We start from the raw sequence: 16,074 nt of genomic DNA, 5'->3' as shown, positions 1-16,074 counted from the left end.
TGCGTTTTGCCTCTCGAACAATCTGGCTTACGCGACAATAATGCAGGCTGAGACGATTACAACGAAATGGCAAGACAGGGGCAAAGCACAAGACCGGCCCCCGGCACTTCAATAGGCTTGAAGCCCATCTGCACGAGAATCAACGCGGCGAACAGACCTCAGGGCTGTGATCAAGGGGCAGTTGCAGTTCATTGATGCGAATCATGGGGCTTTCCTGGCCGGTGACGCTGGCAGAGGTAGATAACATCTGGGTACCATTAATCTGTCAGGTGCACAGACTGAGAGGGACAAGTTTACTTCGCACCCGCTAAATGCAGTCATGCGCAGGCTACGTCCAGGTCGTCTATTTTTAGAGGTTAGCCGGGCGGGAGGCTGTCGACTTTTGATTGACCCAAAAACCAGCGTTTTGCCAAACCGCCGAGCGCCAGCAGTAGAGCCAGCAGTAGAGCCAGCAGTAGAGCCAGGATGACAAGAGGCAGTAGAGTATAAAAGTCCATTGCTTGCTCTGCTTGCCGAGCCGATACCATGCCGTGCACCGCGGGTGCATAGACTGTCCATTTGATTGCCAGCCCGACTATCGCGGCGCAACAGAAAACCAGAAACGGCAGACCTAATACGCCGCCTGCCAAATTCACGAATGCATGGGGAAAGCCCGGTAATATGCGTACTGCACATTGAGTAAGAAAGTCGCTGCGTTTGCCAAGCAGGTTGAGTACCTGCCTGGCCAAATAGCCGGGTCTCCAGGTATCACCCAGACCCTTACCAAAGCGATATGCCCCCATTGCGCCGGCGACGCTGCCAACCAGCAGTATGCTGACGCTTAACAAAGGCGCATGTAAAGGTGCGATAAGCCAGAAGCACAGGCTGCCTGGCAGCCCAAGGCTCATCAGCACAGCCATGATTAGAACGATGCCAACCATAGCCATGGGATGACCCGACAATTCGCCACCCCAGCGCCATAAGTAGCTGATCTCGATAGACAAAAGGATAGCCGTTACCGTCAACACCACTACCAGGCTCAGTAGCAGTATTAACAACAATGATCGGGGTGCGAATCGTGATTTTTCAGACTCAGATGCAGTGGTTCCCGGGATAAGCGGTTGAGGCGAAATCAGAAGCCGTATAGGCGGCCATAATAGTAGCTGCCGGTAATGCTTCATTGGTACCTGATATTATACGAGACGTATACTAGTTGGGTTTTGATCACCAACCAATACATGCAGTCCGAGGTACCCCTGGAATGATTAAACCCCTTCGATGGCTCATCAGAACCACCGTATTTTTGTTGGTTCTGCTGGCAGGCCCCGCACTGATTGCGGCCTGCAGTACTCAGTCTGGCCAGAGCTGGCGTGACGCTGATCGCTCCAGCGCAGGCATTGCGCCACTACCGGGCCAGACCGAAGAAGCCATTGTGCAGGTTTATGGTGCCCGAGCTTATAATTGGCGCGGCAATTTTGCGGTGCATACCTGGATTGCAACCAAGGAGCGCGGGGCATCCACCTACGTGGTTCACGATGTCACTGGCTGGGGTTATAAGGCGGTGCGGTCCCGCCCCGGTGAGCCGGATACCGCTTGGTACGGCAACCCGCCGATGTTGCTGGCAGATCTTCGTGGTGAAAAAGCGGACGCCGCCATCATCAATATCCAGACAGCTATCGACGCCTACCCCTTCGCGAATGAATACAAAGCCTGGCCCGGGCCCAACAGCAATACCTTTGTAGCCTGGGTAATCCGGCAGGTACCCGAACTGGATGTTGCGCTGCCCAACACGGCCATCGGAAAAGACTATCTTGCTGACGGAGTATTTGCGAAAGCGCCCAGCGGTTCGGGCTACCAGTTCTCCCTCAATGGTTATTTCGGCCTTATGGCGAGTATCCGGGAAGGTGTTGAACTGAACATCCTCGGCCTCAATATGGGTATTGACCCACTGGCTTTGGCCGTCAAATTACCCGGCATCGGGCACATTGGCCTGCGCGACCCCTGGATGGATCGCTCGACCTGGCACAAAGCCCCGGTTATGGAGCAGGTTTCAGACACCAATTGACGGGGACAACATTAACCAGGCATCAAGCGACCGGCCAACACCATATCGCCGGGCGGGGCCACTCAACTACCCATATTGGGCATTATTTTACCCAAAATGGGTATCATGGAACTGTTGGAGCCGAAGCTCATAAACCGGCAGCGTGTAGCGATAAACTTTCGCAACCAAATGGAAATGGCAAAACAAGGACTGTGAAATGAAGAAAACCGCCCTGTTAATAGGTTTGGCCTTTACCTCTCTCTCAGCCTGTGCGCAAACCGATCAATTCATTACAGCCGCCTATGACGGCATGAAGTTCCAGGTACCCGAATCACCCGTCATCGTTGGGTCGCTTGGTGCCAACAACGACATTCTGTTGGTCAAATATTCCCATACCATCGGCAAGCAATACATTAGTTTCGGGACAGAAAACATCCTCGAAACAGGAGGCTGCGGATGGTCTGACTTTTTCGAAGCGACACTGTCAGAGAACAAAGCCCACAGCTGTGATCAGGCTAGTGTAGAGTCTTTCCAGAGTGTGTTTGTTCAAGGTGGAGACTCTGGCACCTGGAAAATTGCAGATAAAGTCTATTACCACTTCCTGTCTGATCAGGGTGCCTCGTTTGTTTTCTTCCAGTCCAACAACGGTAACTTGATCAAGTTGGAATCTGACTTTCTTGATTCTGATGGTTTTCGGCGGGTGTTAGGGGATATCTAGGCGCCGTGGAAAACCGGGACAGATCTATTTTTCAGTTGGCACCGGGCACCTCTGCCCTCACCGTCAATAGGCGAGTTTTGATCTGAGCGGGAATCTCCAGTCCGAAGAATAGTCTGCGCATGGATCTATTCCTTATGAGTCATCTTGCGCACCACGCTACTGCCTATCGTAACGCGCCACCATCTGCGAATAGTATCCCAAGCATAGTTGGCCCCGTCCGTCGCTGCCATCGACTTACGGATCCCCAAGCCTCTGAAAAAAATCTGTCCCGGTTTTTCAAGATATTTTCCATAACTAGAGTTATCATATATGATAACTTAAAAATACAGAGCACCCATGGACTGGGACATTGAATTCTACAGAAAGGTAGACGAAGAATTGGCCGGGATGCCGCCCAAGATTCAGGCGAGAATGATCCGGCTAATGGAATTGATGGAAAAGCACGGAGCGAACCTTGGGGAGCCACACACCAAGTCACTTGGTGATGAGCTGTTCGAGATCCGCGCAAAAGCCAAAGAAGGCATTGGAAGAGGTATTTTCTGCTATATGCAGGATAGGAAAATCATCATTCTCCATGTCTTTGTGAAGAAAGATCAAAAAATACCGAAGAAAGACCTAGAGCTAGCAAAAGTGCGTTTGAGGGAGGTCAAAAGTTATGAGCTTCAAACAGTTTAAGCAGAAGGCACTCGAGAATCCTGAAGTGCGTAAAGAGTACGATGCCCTTCAGGAAGAATTCAACCTGATCGACCAACTGATCACCATGAGAACGAAAGCGGGCCTTACCCAAGAGGATCTTGCCAAGAAGCTGGGGACGAGCAAAAGCAACATCTCCAGACTTGAGCGTGGCCGGGGAAACCCTAGCTGGGGAACGCTCAGCAAGTACGCCGCAGCCTGTGGTTTTCGAGTGAAACTGGAAACCACAGAAAACGACCGAGTTTCCGCATAACCCTCGGAAAACCGGGACAGATCTATTTTTCAGTTGTCGGCCTTCCCGGCTTGCGAGTTTCAACTCTGATACCGATACGGTTTTCAATTTCATCGACGAACTTATTGCCGCCAGTCAGCTTGTTGCTATTGATCGCCGCGCGAATCAATTCATCTGACGGCGAACCATTTTCCTGCCCAACAAACTGCCGATACGCCTCAACCCTCAGAAAAGCCGCGAAAATAAATCTGTCCCGGTTTTCCTATGTGTGTGCCGCTCCAGCGTACGTTGCCGAATTCGGTGAGCCTCATAAATTATCAGACCTGAACCATCATAATTGTTTGCAGGGATCAGCTGACCATTGGCACTTTCAGGACGAAGGTAAAACGCGCAATATAAATATTAGTGGCAATCTGCGCTGCAACTCCGGCCGCGCCCTGGTGGATGCCGCGTTAAAAGGGCTTGGCATTGTGCAACTTCCTGGGGATTACGCGTTGAGCTATATCCGTAGCGGGCGATTTACCCTCATAACAGGCATCTGTTACCCAAAGTACGCATGCTGATCGATTATCTTGACGAAGAATTATCCGGCCATTCTGCTCTTGCGCATTGACTGGCTGCAAATAATACTAAACAGATATAGTTCAATCGTATTTTTGCTATCGCCAAAGGAGACCTGACCAATGGCGCAAAATAAATCGAAGAGCGTCCCATGCGATCCTGACCATTGCATTCAGGTGCGGGGTGCGCGCGTCCACAATCTCAAGAACATCGATGTCGATTTGCCTCGCAACGCGCTCGTTGTTTTTACTGGCATCTCCGGATCTGGAAAGTCTTCGCTTGCGTTTGGAACATTGTTTGCGGAATCCCAACGCCGTTATCTTGATTCTGTGTCGCCCTACGCGCGCCGGCTGATTGACCAGGTTGACGAACCAGACGTTGATGCCATTGACGGACTTCCGCCCGCAGTCGCGCTTCAACAACAGCGAGGAGCGCCGTCGGCCCGTTCATCGGTCGGTAGCGTTACGACGATTTCCAACGGCCTTCGCATGCTGTATTCGCGGGCCGGGCAGTATCCCCGTGGCCAGCAAATATTGTATGCCGACTCGTTTTCGCCAAATACACCGGAAGGTGCCTGCCCTCGGTGCCATGGCATCGGGCGGGTGTTTGAAGTGACTGAAAAGTTGCTCGTTCCTGATGACACGAAAACCATTCGAAATCGCGCTATCGCAGCGTGGCCACCAGCGTGGCAAGGTCAGAACCTGCGCGACATACTTGTTTCACTCGGCTACGACATCGATAAGCCGTGGAAAGACCTGCCACAAAAAACCCGAGACTGGGTTCTGTTTACTGATGAGACACCCGTTGTGCCGGTTTATGCAGGGTTCAGTCCCGATGAAACGCGCATGGCGAAAGAGCAAGACCTGCCGTCCAGTTACACCGGGACATTTACCAGTGCGCGACGCTATATATTGCATTCGTTTGCGACAACGCAAAGCCATCGTACTAAGAAACGCGTCTCTCAGTTCATGCAGATTTCCGTGTGTCCGGACTGCAACGGCAAAAAATTGAAACACGAGTCACTGTCGGTGAAATTTGCAGGGCTGGATATTGGTGAGTTGTCGCAACTCACGTTGAGCGAACTCGCCCAGCGGCTACGCGATGCTTCCATCGCAAAACCCGTAGCGCAAGACTTGCACCCGGAAAAGGTGATCGTGGCACAGCGAATCGCCCGCGACATTTTGGCCCGTGTCGAAGCGCTTACAACTCTTGGTTTGGGTTACCTATCGCTGGAACGCAGCACACCAACCTTGTCGCCGGGCGAACTGCAACGTCTGCGGCTTGCAACGCAAATTCGGTCGCAGTTGTTTGGTGTGGTCTATGTTCTTGACGAGCCGTCGGCAGGGTTGCACCCGTCTGACACATTGGCACTGCTGGGTGCGCTGGATGAGCTCAAGCGTGCTGGCAACTCATTGTTTGTTGTCGAGCATGATGACAGCGTTATTCGGCACGCCGACTGGATTGTGGACATTGGGCCAGACGCGGGAGTGCACGGCGGCGAAGTTGTCTACAATGGCCCGATAGACGGTCTGCGCGAGGTTAGTGAATCCCATACCGGGCGATATCTGTTCTCACCGGACATCGTTATGGAGCACACGCCGCGGCAAACGACACGCTGGTTGAAGCTGGAGGGGGTCAAGCGAAACAACCTCCAAGGTCTGGACGTTGAGTTTCCTTTAGGCGTTTTGACAACGGTTACTGGTGTGTCGGGCTCGGGCAAATCGAGCCTTGTCAGTCAGGCCCTCGTCGAACTGGTTGGCGAATCGTTGGGGCAAAAGAAAACCACTGAAACCGCCAATGGTGAAATCGACCTGCTGGAACAAGAACTGGAAACGCACACCGCCGGGCGAGTTGCTTATGGCATGGAGCACATTCGGCGCTTGGTCACCGTTGACCAAAAAGCGATTGGGCCAACCCGCAACCGAACTTTCGGGCGGCGAAGCGCAACGAATAAAGCTCGCGACCGAACTGCAACGCGCGCAGCGAAGTGACACACTTTATGTGCTGGATGAACCCACCACAGGCCTCCACCCGGCTGACGTGACGATGTTGATGACACAGTTGAATGGATTGGTCGACGCAGGTAACACCGTCATCATGGTCGCACACAATATGCTGGTTGCCAGGGGCAGTGACTGGATCATCGACATCGGCCCCGGCGCTGGCGATGCAGGCGGCACCGTTGTCGCCCAAGGTTCGCCTGCGAGTGTGGCAAGATCGAAGAACAGCCGAACAGCCCCCTTCTTGCTCCCGTAGCGCTTGCCGATTCTATATTGTTGTTGGCTGGTAAAAATGAATTGCTGAATGGGGCGATTATCCCGACGCGGAAATAGTGTAAATTCTCAACAACAATCACTGTACGAACAAAAAATTCATCCATCAAAAGCAAGGCAAGCCCTACATGACTGAAAAGAAAACCGGGACAGATCTATTTTTCAAATCAGCTCCAAGCCATCAGAGAAGCCGCAAAAATAAATCTGTCCCGGTTTTCTCGCCGCATCACAGCCGTTATCGGTGCAGCTACCGATCAGGAAGAAGCCGATTGCCTGCGGTATCTGATGCAATGTCAGCAGGCGTTGATCTGCTGCTGGCATACGTCCCATCCGCCGGAGCCGGCACGAAAAGCCATGCAGGTAGAACCGTTGACCGTGTTCCAGTTGAATTTTTCGGACACCCTGAGGCTCCACCTGGGCATTTTAACCGAGGCGTTTATTCGCTACCAGATAAGCGACTGAAAGGAGCATTCAATGACGTTTGATTTCCACGGCCGGCGCGTCATCGTCGCTGGCGGCAGCAAGGGTATTGGCCGGGCCATTGCCTTGGGATTTGCCCGAGCCGGTGCCAGCGTTTCCGTGTGTGCGCGCGGGCAGGCGTCCCTGGACGCACTGGCGGAAGAAGCGGCAGGCGAGGGGCTGGCGCTGCATGTGGCCTCCTGCGACATCGGCGATAAGGCCGCGCTGGAGACCTATCTGCAGAGCGCCATGGGCGAGTTGGGCGGCCTGGACGTGCTGGTCAATTGCGCCTCGGCGTTCGGGCGGGAGGACAACGAAGAAGGCTGGCTGAGCAGCGTTGAGGTGGATCTGATGGGCACGGTTCGCGCCGGCCATACCTGCCTGCCAGCGCTTAAGGAAACCGGGGGCACGATCATCAACATTGCCTCCATCGCTGCCCTGCACGCCTCGACACGCACCGCCCCCTACGCGGCCATCAAGGCCGCCGTCGCTCACTACACCGGCAGCCTGGCGGTGGCCATGGCCCCGCATAAAGTGCGCGTTAATGGCATTGCCCCGGGCTCGATCGAGTTTCCGGGCGGCGTCTGGGATCAGGCCCGTCAGCACAATCCGGAGCTCTACGAGCGTATTCGCGGGGGGATTCCCTTCGGGCGCCTGGGCACGCCGGAGGAAGTCGCCGACGTGGCGCTGTTCCTGGCCTCCGATCTGGCCCGGTGGATGACCGGCCAGACGCTGGTGGTGGACGGCGGCCAGGTTCTGTCCTGAGCCAACCCGCCCCCAAAGCAGGTCTGTCGGAAAAACACCATCGGACAGACCTATTATTCGTGTTAGCAACTCGTTCCAGTGTTGTGTCTACTGAGCGGTCTCAAAAATAAATCTGTCCCGGTTTTCCGCCGCCTGACCTACCGGCAGTTCATTCAGTTAGCGAGTGAGATCTTCAATGCCGACGGCCAATACAAGGTACTCAAGCGCTGGCAGCTGAAGCTGGCCGGGTTGCTGAATCAGCAAGTCCGGGATGCGGCGGAACTGTTACAACGCTACCAGGTGGTCAACATTTTCGTGTCTGACAAGTTCAAAAAACGCTTTCCGGAGTTTCGCGTAACAACCTTTCGTGAGGGTTTGACGGCGTCGGTTACTGGTGGTTAAGCCACTATGTGTTTCCTGAGAACTTCGAACCCGTAACCCTGAATGCCAGTGAACAGGATTCACTCAACAACAAACTGAATACTCTGGGCATTGATACCCAAGGCGGCAGAACCCTGCGAGTAAATGCCGGTGTGGAATTGTCTTTTGCCAACGGTCGACCCCTGGTTAAGTTAAAGGGCGTCAGCCTCATGGGCGTACCCATTCCGAATGCCTGGCTGGGTAACCTCAAGAATGTGGACCTGGTTAACGAGTTCGGCGCCAACCCGGGATTCTGGCAATCCTTTGCAGCGGGTGTGGATTATATCCAGGTTGAGGATGGCCGGTTGCTTGTCCGGCTTAAGGAATAGCGCCTGCCGGGCAAACTCCGCATCCGGCCACAGCAACAACCAGCCGAGAACCGTGACAAGAATGTCCTATACATCAAGAACCCGGAGAAATAAGTCCATTCTGCGATCTGCCGGCACTGTCGACAGACCCCAGCGACAGCACCCCCAGGCCGATCAAGTCCCTGCGGCCTGTTCCACAGCGGCGTCTATTTTCTCAATGGCCTGCCGGAGGACCTTTTCGGACTCTCCATGCTTGCCCGCCTTGTGAAGCGACTCGCCCTTCGCTCGGAGTTTCTCAACTTCGGCCCTTGTGCCTGCATCCAAATCTGCGGACTCCATCTGAGAGTCGACCTGCTTCATCAGAGTGGGACACTGGCTACTGAGAGCCGGTGCGGAAAAAAGCAGCGTTGCCAGTAAAACAAAAAGATAGCGCATGATTGTTCTCCCTTTATTTCATCCATCCACTCAAAAGCATAGTCGATCCAAAGGAAAAGCAGGAAGTAATCGTCCAATGATGCTCACACAACCCGTGCGCATGGCCAGGCAGATCAGCGTTGCTATACTGAACAAGGATCACCTGCTTCTCCATATGGGCCATAACAGGTGAATACATGTCACGCTCGGTAGGACTTTCCCATGCCCACGTATACCGTCACGGTCGCGAACCTTTCTCTGTCGCTGCAGCAGAAATCACAGATAGCGGAGGCCATCACAACGGCCCATCACACGCAAACCGGCGCGCCCCGTTTCTTCGCCCAGGTTCTGTTTTTTTCGACCAACGAGGGTGAGCACTTTGTCGGTGGCCGCGTAAACTCGGCGCCCCAGGTGTATGTGCACGGCCTGGTACGCGAGGGCCGCAATACCGAGGTCAAGCAGGCCCTGATGAGCCAGATGCTTGAAAAGGTAGTGCAAATCACGGGCATAACGGCTGAGGACGTCTGGATTTATCTGCAGGACATTCCAGCCACTCAGATGATCGAGTTTGGCCGGTTTCTGCCAGCGCCGGGCGACGAAGCCGAGTGGGAAAAGGAAATAACACCAGAGAAGCGTTCCGGGTTGCCCGATTAAAGGAGCACTGACACTCGACGACCTGACCGAAAACCGGGACAGATTTATTTTCCAGACGGATAACCCAACAAGGAGACACCATGTCGTATACCCGCCGATATACACCCGAAACCCTGAGCCGTGATGAGCTGGACCAGAGCACGGGCCCAATGGTGATTGAATTCAGCACCAACTGGTGCGGGATCTGCCAGGGTGCTCAGGCGGACATCAAGGCGGCAATGAACAATCACCCAGACGTTCCGCATGTGAAGGTTGAGGATGGCAAAGGCCGCAGATTGGGGCGGACGTTTGGCGTTAAGCTCTGGCCGACCCTGATTTTTTTGAAGGATGGTGAAGAAATAGCGCGGGTCGTCCGCCCGGAAGGCAGCAGCGACATCGAAGATGCACTGTTAAAAATTCACTAAGGCCAGCGCCGGAAATTGCTGGCCTGCCAGGAACAATACGGAAACTGGAAAATAAATCTGTCCCGGTTTTCGTATGTAATCTGCTCATCACTTCCCTATTGCGTATAACGCCAGCCAGCATGTGCGACTACGGAATGGAGGCGAAGCCGCAATGCAGTGGGCGTCGCGTGCCTGGCCTTGTTAGCCATTATCGCTAACAATACGAAACTCGCCTGCATGCCCCACATCATCGATAATTCTAGTGATAATTGCCGCGACAAAGAAATCGGCACACTGGATAGAAGTACTAACTATATCCTCATTGAACACTGTTTCGTCGCCGTGCTCTAAAGTATGAGTGTACCTAGCTGTCATGCTGAAATCATGGTGAGCAATTTTTGACAAGAAAGAATAAATATCTTGGTGATATTCTTCACCAAAAGGAAATAGCCTAGCTTTTTCCGATACTTTTGATGCCAAATTAAAACCTTTCATTTTCGCATCCTTTAACTGTAACGCGTCACTTTTTGACAAGCCGGCCTTGACCTGCTCTCTCACTGTTTCATCACAGAATTTGATCCACTCATTTTGACTGAATAAGCTGGCCATTTGAAGATACCTGTAAATTTGTTGAGGGCCAAGCCAATCAATATAAAATGTTAACGACAACTCATATAACGACCTTACAACTGCTCCAGCATTAACAAATAACTTCTCGCTGAAAAGCAACTGCATGGATAAAAGAGACTCTTCTGTACGCTGTAATATTGAATATAGCGTGTGGTGGTAGTGGAATTTAAAATTTCCACCTTTATGGAAATCTTTTACCCGTTGCTTTGTGCCCTGCACAGCGTCAATAAGAATTTTGAAGCACTCAGATGATTGGGGCTTTTCCATGCCAAGAATCGAAGGCTGCAATTTGTGATTAACGCAAAAGAAGCTATCAAAATGTTCCGCTCGTTCATCATAAGTGCACTTCATGGATTTTATAACATAGCATGATTCTTCTAAATTTCTCTTGCTGCCAAGAATGATTACAGGCGGTTTTTTTATGCCCAGCTCTCTGTAAGCATAAAATACATTTATATCGTCCGGACATAGAAATCGTTCTTCATCTGACTTTTCTATATTCTCATAAATATACAGAGGCGGCCTATCCCCTAATTTAATCAGATCTTTCAGGTAATCAATGTGGTCACTGAATTTTTCATCGCATTTATATAGAAGCCCTTCCTTAGTAGGCTGGTAAAATCCAGGTTTAATGTTGCTTATGGATAAACGCGTAGCGTATACCTTAAGCTTTCCTTTTAGGTAACGTGTATATTTTTCGGAAAATATCTCATCGTGTTCGGCATCATCCCTTCCTCGTATTTGATCTAAAGGGATGCTCTTTGTAGGAAAGCTTCTCACCAAGGACAAGGGGTTAGAATTCAACTCAGGTTTCATCTTGGCCTCTTAGTGCGGACATTCAGTGGCTAACAGTGACTAGGTAGCACACTTCATTATTACAAAAACCTGAGCACTACATAAAATTCAGGTCACACTAAAAATTAATACCTTTTTCTCATTATAAACAACGAATTATAAAAAACACGCTGTATCCGTTCGCAATCATATGACATCTTCGTTATTGCAATAACGAAGATGTCATATGATTGCGATAATGAAGCATTAACTGTTCTCATACCTTCAAAAACCAGCCTCGACGCAAGAGCATCATTTCCTGAATTTCTGAATACTGCCTGCTCTAGCGCGTCGATTTTTGTGGCGAAAAGCCAAACAGAGCGCAGCACAGACAGCCGCAAAATAAACGGTAGGAAAAACCAGGGACTGAAAAGAGGCTGTGGTGGTACTGAAAGGTCCATCGGCTGTCATCCTTAACAAGCGGCGCGTCCATAGCGGTTACCACGCAGACTAAAGCATCTCAGTACTGCTTGTCTGCCCCCTTTGCAAAAATCCATAATTTTAAGCAATAAAAAAAGCTGCGCAGTAGGCCCACGCAGCTTTGTGTCTTAACTCTATTTTCTATCTGTTTCTTTTACGCCGCCGCCAGCAACGCTCCAGCTGCAGCAACCACACCCAGCGCTCGGCCGAACCGGTTATCCGTTTTCTGCATCAGGGTCCCAAGGGCACGGCCTGCAAACGTAAGCGCCAGTGTGGCAACCGAGAAACCTGCCAAATAGGCCACCAACGCCGCTCCAGCCGGCATTTCAGGCCCATGGGCAAAGCCGTGAAATACCATAAACGCCGCGACCAGTGAACCACCCACAGCGGTTGGCGGCTTCGCAAGTGTGGCAATCAGGATACCGGCCAACATTACCGACAAGCTGATACCGGTTTCCACGCCCGGCAGGCTCAAGCCGCCCTAGGCAATGCCCGCGCCGACGACCATGCCGCCGATGACGAACAGCAGTGTGCTGTTTTTTAGGGTGGCGGACTGGCGCACGCACCAGAAACCGATGGCGGCCATGGTCAACAAGTGTTCCAGGCCTAGCATGGGGTGCAACAGGCCGCTGGTGAACCCGGTGCCTGCGTCGTGACCGGCATGGGCGGAAGCTGTGGTGGCGGTAACCATCAGGCCGGTGGCCATTAGTAATTGGGCAAATGCTTTCATTATGTGTTCCTTTGTCTTGTCCTTAATCTTAAGGGTTCAAAGCTGTTGTCCGTTTTCGCTCAGGCTGTCGCAGCCAACTTTTCCGGCCGCCTTTCTGGCAACATTCCCCGTTCCAAAATAAAGCTGATAATCGTCGCCAGCCCTACCCAGTCGTAAATGTTTGAAACACAAACGGCCGTTCGCCGCTCATCATTTTGGAATCACGCGCCATAATGTCCAGCGAGGCGTGCACGTATGCAGCGATGTCGATTTTGTTGATGATCAGCAGGTCGGATTTGGTGATGCCGGGGCCGGTTTTGCAGGTCGTCGATGGCCGCCAGGTTCATGGAGGCGTCTTCGCGAATGGCGGTGTGCGGGCAGCCGCCGGTTTCAACGCCAAGAATGCGGTCGGCCGGCAGGGCGTCGTGCTTCAGCAGGAAGTCGGCGTCTTCTCTTGTGTAAATGTCGTTGGTCAACACGGCGATGTCGTAGTGGTCTTTCAGGGCACTACACAGCTGGCGCAGCAATGCAGTTTTACCGGAGCCTACCGGGCCGCCAACGCCTATTCTCAAGCGAAAACCGGGACAGATCTATTTACCAAATCAGCTCCAAGCCATCAGTAAAGCGGCGAAAATAAATCCGTCCCGGTTTTTTGGTCTTAGTCGGCACAGGGGGCTTCGCGCTGAAAGGTAAAGACTATGTAACGACCTAACGAATGAGGTGATCACTCACACGCATCATCATCCTGGCCCGGGAATGTTTTTCAGAAGCTCGGCATTTGTGGGGTACTTCTCAAGCAGCTCAACCAGCTTTTTTGTGCCCTCTAGCGGTTTGAGACCGCCAAGCGCCCGGCGCAATGCTCTTACTTTGTCTAAATCTTTTGGATCCAACAGCAGCTCTTCACGGCGTGTACTGCTTTTCGAAATATCCAGCGCGGGAAAGATTCGCTGATCCGCCACGTCTCTCGATAAAACCAGCTCCATGTTCCCCGTGCCCTTAAATTCCTCAAAAATAACCTGGTCCATACGGCTGCCGGTATCCACCAAAACGGTTGCCAAAATGGTCAGCGAGCCGCCATTCTCAATCTTTCGTGCAGCGCCAAATAACCTCCGCGGAATCTCCATCGCTCGAGCATCCACCCCGCCAGACATAGTACGACCACTACTCTTTCGCTCCGCGTTATGCACACGCGAAAGCCTCGTGAGAGAATCAATCACAATCATTACGTTTTGACCCTCTCCCGCTTGTCGGCGGGCGGTATCAAGAAGTTCATCGGCAACGCGAACGTGATGAGCATAGCTTTCATCCGAAGAAGAAGCGTGTACCTCAGCCGGGACGCTACGCCTGAAATCAGTGACCTCTTCGGGTCGTTCATCTATCAATAACGCGTAAAGTTTAATCTCGGGATACGCCTTTCCCACCGCCTGGCAAATATGTTTTAAAATTGTCGATTTTCCAGACCCCGGCGGTGCAACTATTAAACCTCGCTGCCCCATTCCAATCGGCGTGATCAAATCCATCGCGCGCACCGTGAGTTCTTCTGAACCTGACTCCAAGCGCATCCCCGGCGTTGGATTGATAGCCACAGCATTTAAAAAACGTTTTTGTGGATCAGCCTCACCTTCAACCTCAACCATAGCCTCGACTTCCTCAGCCACTGGTTTAGCGTCTTTATTTCGTTTTCGGGTTAAACCTAATGTCTTTCTCGTCATGATTTTTTGATAGCTCTTGTTTGATAGATATTTTTCGAAATGGGCTGATAACGTCAAAAAAACAGAAGCCCTAACGGATTGCTGAACACCATTTTCAACAAAGACAGCCCAAGGCAAAAACCCAGCGTGCATAAAATAAGTCTGTCCCGATTTTCCCATCAATTGAGGGATGGCTGCCACGTTGTCGTTCGCTTGAACAACCAGATGAACATGGTTCATCATGAGGCAGTAACTGAACACCTCCGGCTTATAAACCTGCTTCCATTCCTGAAGATTCGCCAGGTAGTACTCAAAATCACGGCATTCGACAAACACCGGTTGGCGATTATGGCCGCGTTGAACAATATGATGGGGAAAACCGGGCACAATCACCCTGGCCTGTCTTGGCATCAGCGTCTCGTTGCTTCTGACGCACAGAATCCATTCTGTGTGCTGGTAGCCGATATTAATCGAAGTGCGAAGCGGGTTGGTAGTGATTCAAATCAGCTCCAAGCCATCAGAGAAGCCGCGAAAATAAATCTGTCCCGGTTTTCTAGCGGCGCCCATGCAGCGCAGCGAGATGGGCGTCCGGTGTAGGGCCTCCGGGCCCGGAACGTACTACAACTATTTGTTAAGTTACTGAGTACAGCCTTGAGCACTCATCCCGTGGCGAACACGGACTATGGATTCTCGGCTCTCCTCGTAGTCGACTACAATTCCGATGGCCGGATATTTCTTGGACTGTATACACTGCCCGCGTTTCTGGAGCAGGCTAGTTGGAAAAAGCTCGCTTTCACGAGTTTGGAAATTCGCATCACTACGGGAATACCACCGAGAAATCACGTTATTGATCATCATCTTGTTCACGGTTTGACCAAGCTCAGACGCTTTCATACAGGTTTGGTCATCAAGGCTCAGCACTCCAATGTTTGCAGTGACTCCATCGTAAAAATAATGAGAACCTTCAACAACTTCTTGGTGATACCAACACTGCTCTCCCTGCTCATTTTGGATAAATCCCTTCTGCTGGAAAAGAGACGAACCAGCGAAAGCGGGGCTTCCTAGAACCAATGCTAGGATTGTAGAAAAACGTAAGAAAGGCACAGTGCTTTTTCCTCCCTGAAAATTTAACACCTGTAGCATGCGCACTCTTGTAATTGAGCCGAAGGCGCAATGTAAAGGGTGTCGCCGTGCCTGCACTTGTTATAAAATTACTGCTCTGTGATATCTCTTGATTTAGGAGTAGGAATTAACCCTATAAACCTCGCCAAACTCAACAAAGTCATGAACAGACCAATCACAGCTTGCCCAATAACCAAAGAATATGCCAGCACCCCCAGCGGGGTCACATTGTAATAGCCAAAACTGGTCATAACTACAAAGCTTGTGTATATAGCTCCAAAGACACTTTCGTGTGATCCTGCTACAGAGAATGAAAAAAGACCATTAAAGAAAACATATTGTGCTGCAAACCAAAATATTATTTCAAAATAGTTCTGCATAAGAAGCACAACCATTCGCCGGTAGCCATGCAGTGCGTACTCCTTGCCAGCTTTTTTTGCTCTATATTCATCAAAGAGGAGAACATTTGTCTGATAAACAACCACTTCAAAAACTCTCAACAAGGCATATGCAACAATAGATAACCCAACGTAGTAATTATTAATATATAAAACTGCGGGCACGGATAAAATAGACAATGCAACATGCCCTAGCGCCCACGCTTCCGAAAAAAGGCCTGTTTTAGCACTAGGAAATACAAATCTCACAAGGTTGAAAAAAGAGATTTTACCCAGCACTTTAAAAATACAGGCCCAAAAATCAAGAATGAACGTCTTTGGTCTTTCAGAATTTTCCATACAACTCTCGTTTTTTATAACGCCCGCGTAATAGGCGCGAGCTTGCGAG

Annotated in this window: 18 protein-coding genes and 3 pseudogenes; 12 read left to right on the top strand and 9 right to left on the bottom strand. The window is 51.3% G+C overall.

All coding sequences use genetic code 11. The annotated features are described in order from the left end of the window. Positions 1-356: 356 nt before the first annotated feature. Positions 357-1,037 carry a hypothetical protein gene (locus tag MIH18_RS18365; protein ID WP_249013203.1) on the bottom strand — a complete coding sequence of 227 codons (681 nt, stop codon included), beginning with the start codon at positions 1,035-1,037 and terminating at the stop codon, positions 357-359. A gap of 203 nt (positions 1,038-1,240) precedes the next feature. On the opposite strand from MIH18_RS18365, the gene MIH18_RS18360 reads away from it, so the two are divergent. The 6 genes and pseudogenes from MIH18_RS18360 (at position 1,241) to MIH18_RS18335 (ending at position 6,483) form a co-directional block, all read left to right on the top strand. Further along, complete coding sequence (locus MIH18_RS18360; RefSeq protein WP_249013202.1) at positions 1,241-2,044, top strand: DUF3750 domain-containing protein; 804 nt, start codon at positions 1,241-1,243, stop codon at positions 2,042-2,044. A 196-nt stretch (positions 2,045-2,240) separates the two neighbouring features. Next, positions 2,241-2,741 (top strand): hypothetical protein, encoded by a 501-nt coding sequence (locus MIH18_RS18355; RefSeq protein WP_249005871.1) that lies wholly within the window; start codon positions 2,241-2,243, stop codon positions 2,739-2,741. Positions 2,742-3,077: 336 nt separating this feature from the next. Further along, the gene (locus MIH18_RS18350) at positions 3,078-3,416 is read left to right on the top strand and encodes a type II toxin-antitoxin system RelE/ParE family toxin (RefSeq protein ID WP_249013201.1); all 339 of its coding nucleotides are present in this window, start codon (positions 3,078-3,080) and stop codon (positions 3,414-3,416) included. Beyond that, complete coding sequence (locus MIH18_RS18345) at positions 3,397-3,687, top strand: helix-turn-helix transcriptional regulator (RefSeq protein WP_007352686.1); 291 nt, start codon at positions 3,397-3,399, stop codon at positions 3,685-3,687. The genes MIH18_RS18350 and MIH18_RS18345 overlap by 20 nt, the downstream gene beginning before the upstream one ends. A 245-nt stretch (positions 3,688-3,932) precedes the next feature. Beyond that, positions 3,933-4,229, top strand: a complete 297-nt coding sequence (locus MIH18_RS18340) for a LysR substrate-binding domain-containing protein (RefSeq protein ID WP_249013200.1) — start codon at positions 3,933-3,935, stop codon at positions 4,227-4,229. A gap of 120 nt (positions 4,230-4,349) precedes the next feature. Further along, positions 4,350-6,483: pseudogene (locus MIH18_RS18335) on the top strand (excinuclease ABC subunit UvrA). A gap of 179 nt (positions 6,484-6,662) precedes the next feature. Here the strand turns inward: MIH18_RS18335 and MIH18_RS24060 are convergent. Then, positions 6,663-6,821: a hypothetical protein gene (locus tag MIH18_RS24060; protein ID WP_349292880.1), complete on the bottom strand. Its 159-nt coding sequence runs from the start codon at positions 6,819-6,821 to the stop codon at positions 6,663-6,665. Here MIH18_RS24060 and MIH18_RS18330 point away from each other — a divergent pair. The 4 genes from MIH18_RS18330 (at position 6,774) to MIH18_RS18315 (ending at position 8,452) form a co-directional block, all read left to right on the top strand. Then, positions 6,774-6,962, top strand: coding sequence for a hypothetical protein (locus tag MIH18_RS18330; protein ID WP_349293811.1), 189 nt, complete (start codon positions 6,774-6,776; stop codon positions 6,960-6,962). The genes MIH18_RS24060 and MIH18_RS18330 overlap by 48 nt on opposite strands. Positions 6,963-6,974: 12 nt before the next feature. Further along, positions 6,975-7,724 carry an SDR family NAD(P)-dependent oxidoreductase gene (locus MIH18_RS18325; protein ID WP_249013199.1) on the top strand — a complete coding sequence of 250 codons (750 nt, stop codon included), beginning with the start codon at positions 6,975-6,977 and terminating at the stop codon, positions 7,722-7,724. A 78-nt stretch (positions 7,725-7,802) separates the two neighbouring features. Then, a complete protein-coding gene (locus MIH18_RS18320; protein WP_249013198.1) occupies positions 7,803-8,105 on the top strand; it encodes a hypothetical protein in 303 nt (100 codons plus the stop codon). Positions 8,106-8,113: 8 nt separating this feature from the next. Next, positions 8,114-8,452 carry a hypothetical protein gene (locus MIH18_RS18315; protein ID WP_249005877.1) on the top strand — a complete coding sequence of 113 codons (339 nt, stop codon included), beginning with the start codon at positions 8,114-8,116 and terminating at the stop codon, positions 8,450-8,452. 153 nt (positions 8,453-8,605) lie between these two features. Here the strand turns inward: MIH18_RS18315 and MIH18_RS18310 are convergent, their stop codons facing one another. Then, on the bottom strand, positions 8,606-8,866 hold the full coding sequence (locus MIH18_RS18310) for a hypothetical protein (protein ID WP_249005878.1): 261 nt from the start codon (positions 8,864-8,866) through the stop codon (positions 8,606-8,608). 201 nt (positions 8,867-9,067) lie between these two features. Between MIH18_RS18310 and MIH18_RS18305 the strand changes: the two genes are divergently transcribed. Both MIH18_RS18305 and MIH18_RS18300 read left to right on the top strand, forming a co-directional pair. Next, positions 9,068-9,499: a tautomerase family protein gene (locus tag MIH18_RS18305; RefSeq protein WP_249013197.1), complete on the top strand. Its 432-nt coding sequence runs from the start codon at positions 9,068-9,070 to the stop codon at positions 9,497-9,499. 80 nt (positions 9,500-9,579) lie between these two features. After that, a complete protein-coding gene (locus MIH18_RS18300) occupies positions 9,580-9,903 on the top strand; it encodes a thioredoxin family protein (protein WP_249013196.1) in 324 nt (107 codons plus the stop codon). 180 nt (positions 9,904-10,083) lie between these two features. Here MIH18_RS18300 and MIH18_RS18295 read toward each other — a convergent pair whose 3' ends face one another. The 6 genes and pseudogenes from MIH18_RS18295 to MIH18_RS18270 form a co-directional block, all read right to left on the bottom strand. After that, complete coding sequence (locus MIH18_RS18295) at positions 10,084-11,328, bottom strand: hypothetical protein (RefSeq protein WP_249013195.1); 1,245 nt, start codon at positions 11,326-11,328, stop codon at positions 10,084-10,086. 592 nt (positions 11,329-11,920) lie between these two features. Continuing rightward, positions 11,921-12,457 (bottom strand): annotated as a pseudogene (locus MIH18_RS18290) (HupE/UreJ family protein). A 98-nt stretch (positions 12,458-12,555) separates the two neighbouring features. Further along, a pseudogene (locus MIH18_RS18285) lies at positions 12,556-13,047 on the bottom strand (GTP-binding protein). A gap of 168 nt (positions 13,048-13,215) precedes the next feature. Continuing rightward, positions 13,216-14,577: a transcription termination factor Rho gene (gene rho / locus MIH18_RS18280; protein WP_249013194.1), complete on the bottom strand. Its 1,362-nt coding sequence runs from the start codon at positions 14,575-14,577 to the stop codon at positions 13,216-13,218. A 225-nt stretch (positions 14,578-14,802) separates the two neighbouring features. Beyond that, entirely contained in the window at positions 14,803-15,309 is a 507-nt protein-coding gene (locus MIH18_RS18275; protein WP_249013193.1) for a hypothetical protein, read from the bottom strand. Between the two features lie 68 nt (positions 15,310-15,377). Beyond that, entirely contained in the window at positions 15,378-16,025 is a 648-nt protein-coding gene (locus MIH18_RS18270) for a hypothetical protein (protein ID WP_249013192.1), read from the bottom strand. Between the last annotated feature and the right edge of the window lie 49 nt (positions 16,026-16,074).

The sequence above is a fragment of the Marinobacter sp. M3C genome (genome assembly GCF_023311895.1).
GTDB lineage: Bacteria > Pseudomonadota > Gammaproteobacteria > Pseudomonadales > Oleiphilaceae > Marinobacter.
The sequence above is the reverse complement of the archived record's forward strand: the minus strand, read 5'-3'. Positions and strand labels throughout refer to the sequence as shown.

Coding starts and splice junctions, on each gene's coding strand:
- MIH18_RS18360 (WP_249013202.1), top strand. CDS start 1,241: ATGATTAAACCCCTTCGATGGCTCATCAGAACCACCGTATTTTTGTTG.
- MIH18_RS18355 (WP_249005871.1), top strand. CDS start 2,241: ATGAAGAAAACCGCCCTGTTAATAGGTTTGGCCTTTACCTCTCTCTCA.
- MIH18_RS18350 (WP_249013201.1), top strand. CDS start 3,078: ATGGACTGGGACATTGAATTCTACAGAAAGGTAGACGAAGAATTGGCC.
- MIH18_RS18345 (WP_007352686.1), top strand. CDS start 3,397: ATGAGCTTCAAACAGTTTAAGCAGAAGGCACTCGAGAATCCTGAAGTG.
- MIH18_RS24060 (WP_349292880.1), bottom strand. CDS start 6,821: ATGCCAGCAGCAGATCAACGCCTGCTGACATTGCATCAGATACCGCAG.
- MIH18_RS18325 (WP_249013199.1), top strand. CDS start 6,975: ATGACGTTTGATTTCCACGGCCGGCGCGTCATCGTCGCTGGCGGCAGC.
- MIH18_RS18310 (WP_249005878.1), bottom strand. CDS start 8,866: ATGCGCTATCTTTTTGTTTTACTGGCAACGCTGCTTTTTTCCGCACCG.
- MIH18_RS18305 (WP_249013197.1), top strand. CDS start 9,068: ATGCCCACGTATACCGTCACGGTCGCGAACCTTTCTCTGTCGCTGCAG.
- MIH18_RS18300 (WP_249013196.1), top strand. CDS start 9,580: ATGTCGTATACCCGCCGATATACACCCGAAACCCTGAGCCGTGATGAG.
- MIH18_RS18295 (WP_249013195.1), bottom strand. CDS start 11,328: ATGAAACCTGAGTTGAATTCTAACCCCTTGTCCTTGGTGAGAAGCTTT.
- rho (WP_249013194.1), bottom strand. CDS start 14,577: ATGCCAAGACAGGCCAGGGTGATTGTGCCCGGTTTTCCCCATCATATT.
- MIH18_RS18275 (WP_249013193.1), bottom strand. CDS start 15,309: ATGCTACAGGTGTTAAATTTTCAGGGAGGAAAAAGCACTGTGCCTTTC.
- MIH18_RS18270 (WP_249013192.1), bottom strand. CDS start 16,025: ATGGAAAATTCTGAAAGACCAAAGACGTTCATTCTTGATTTTTGGGCC.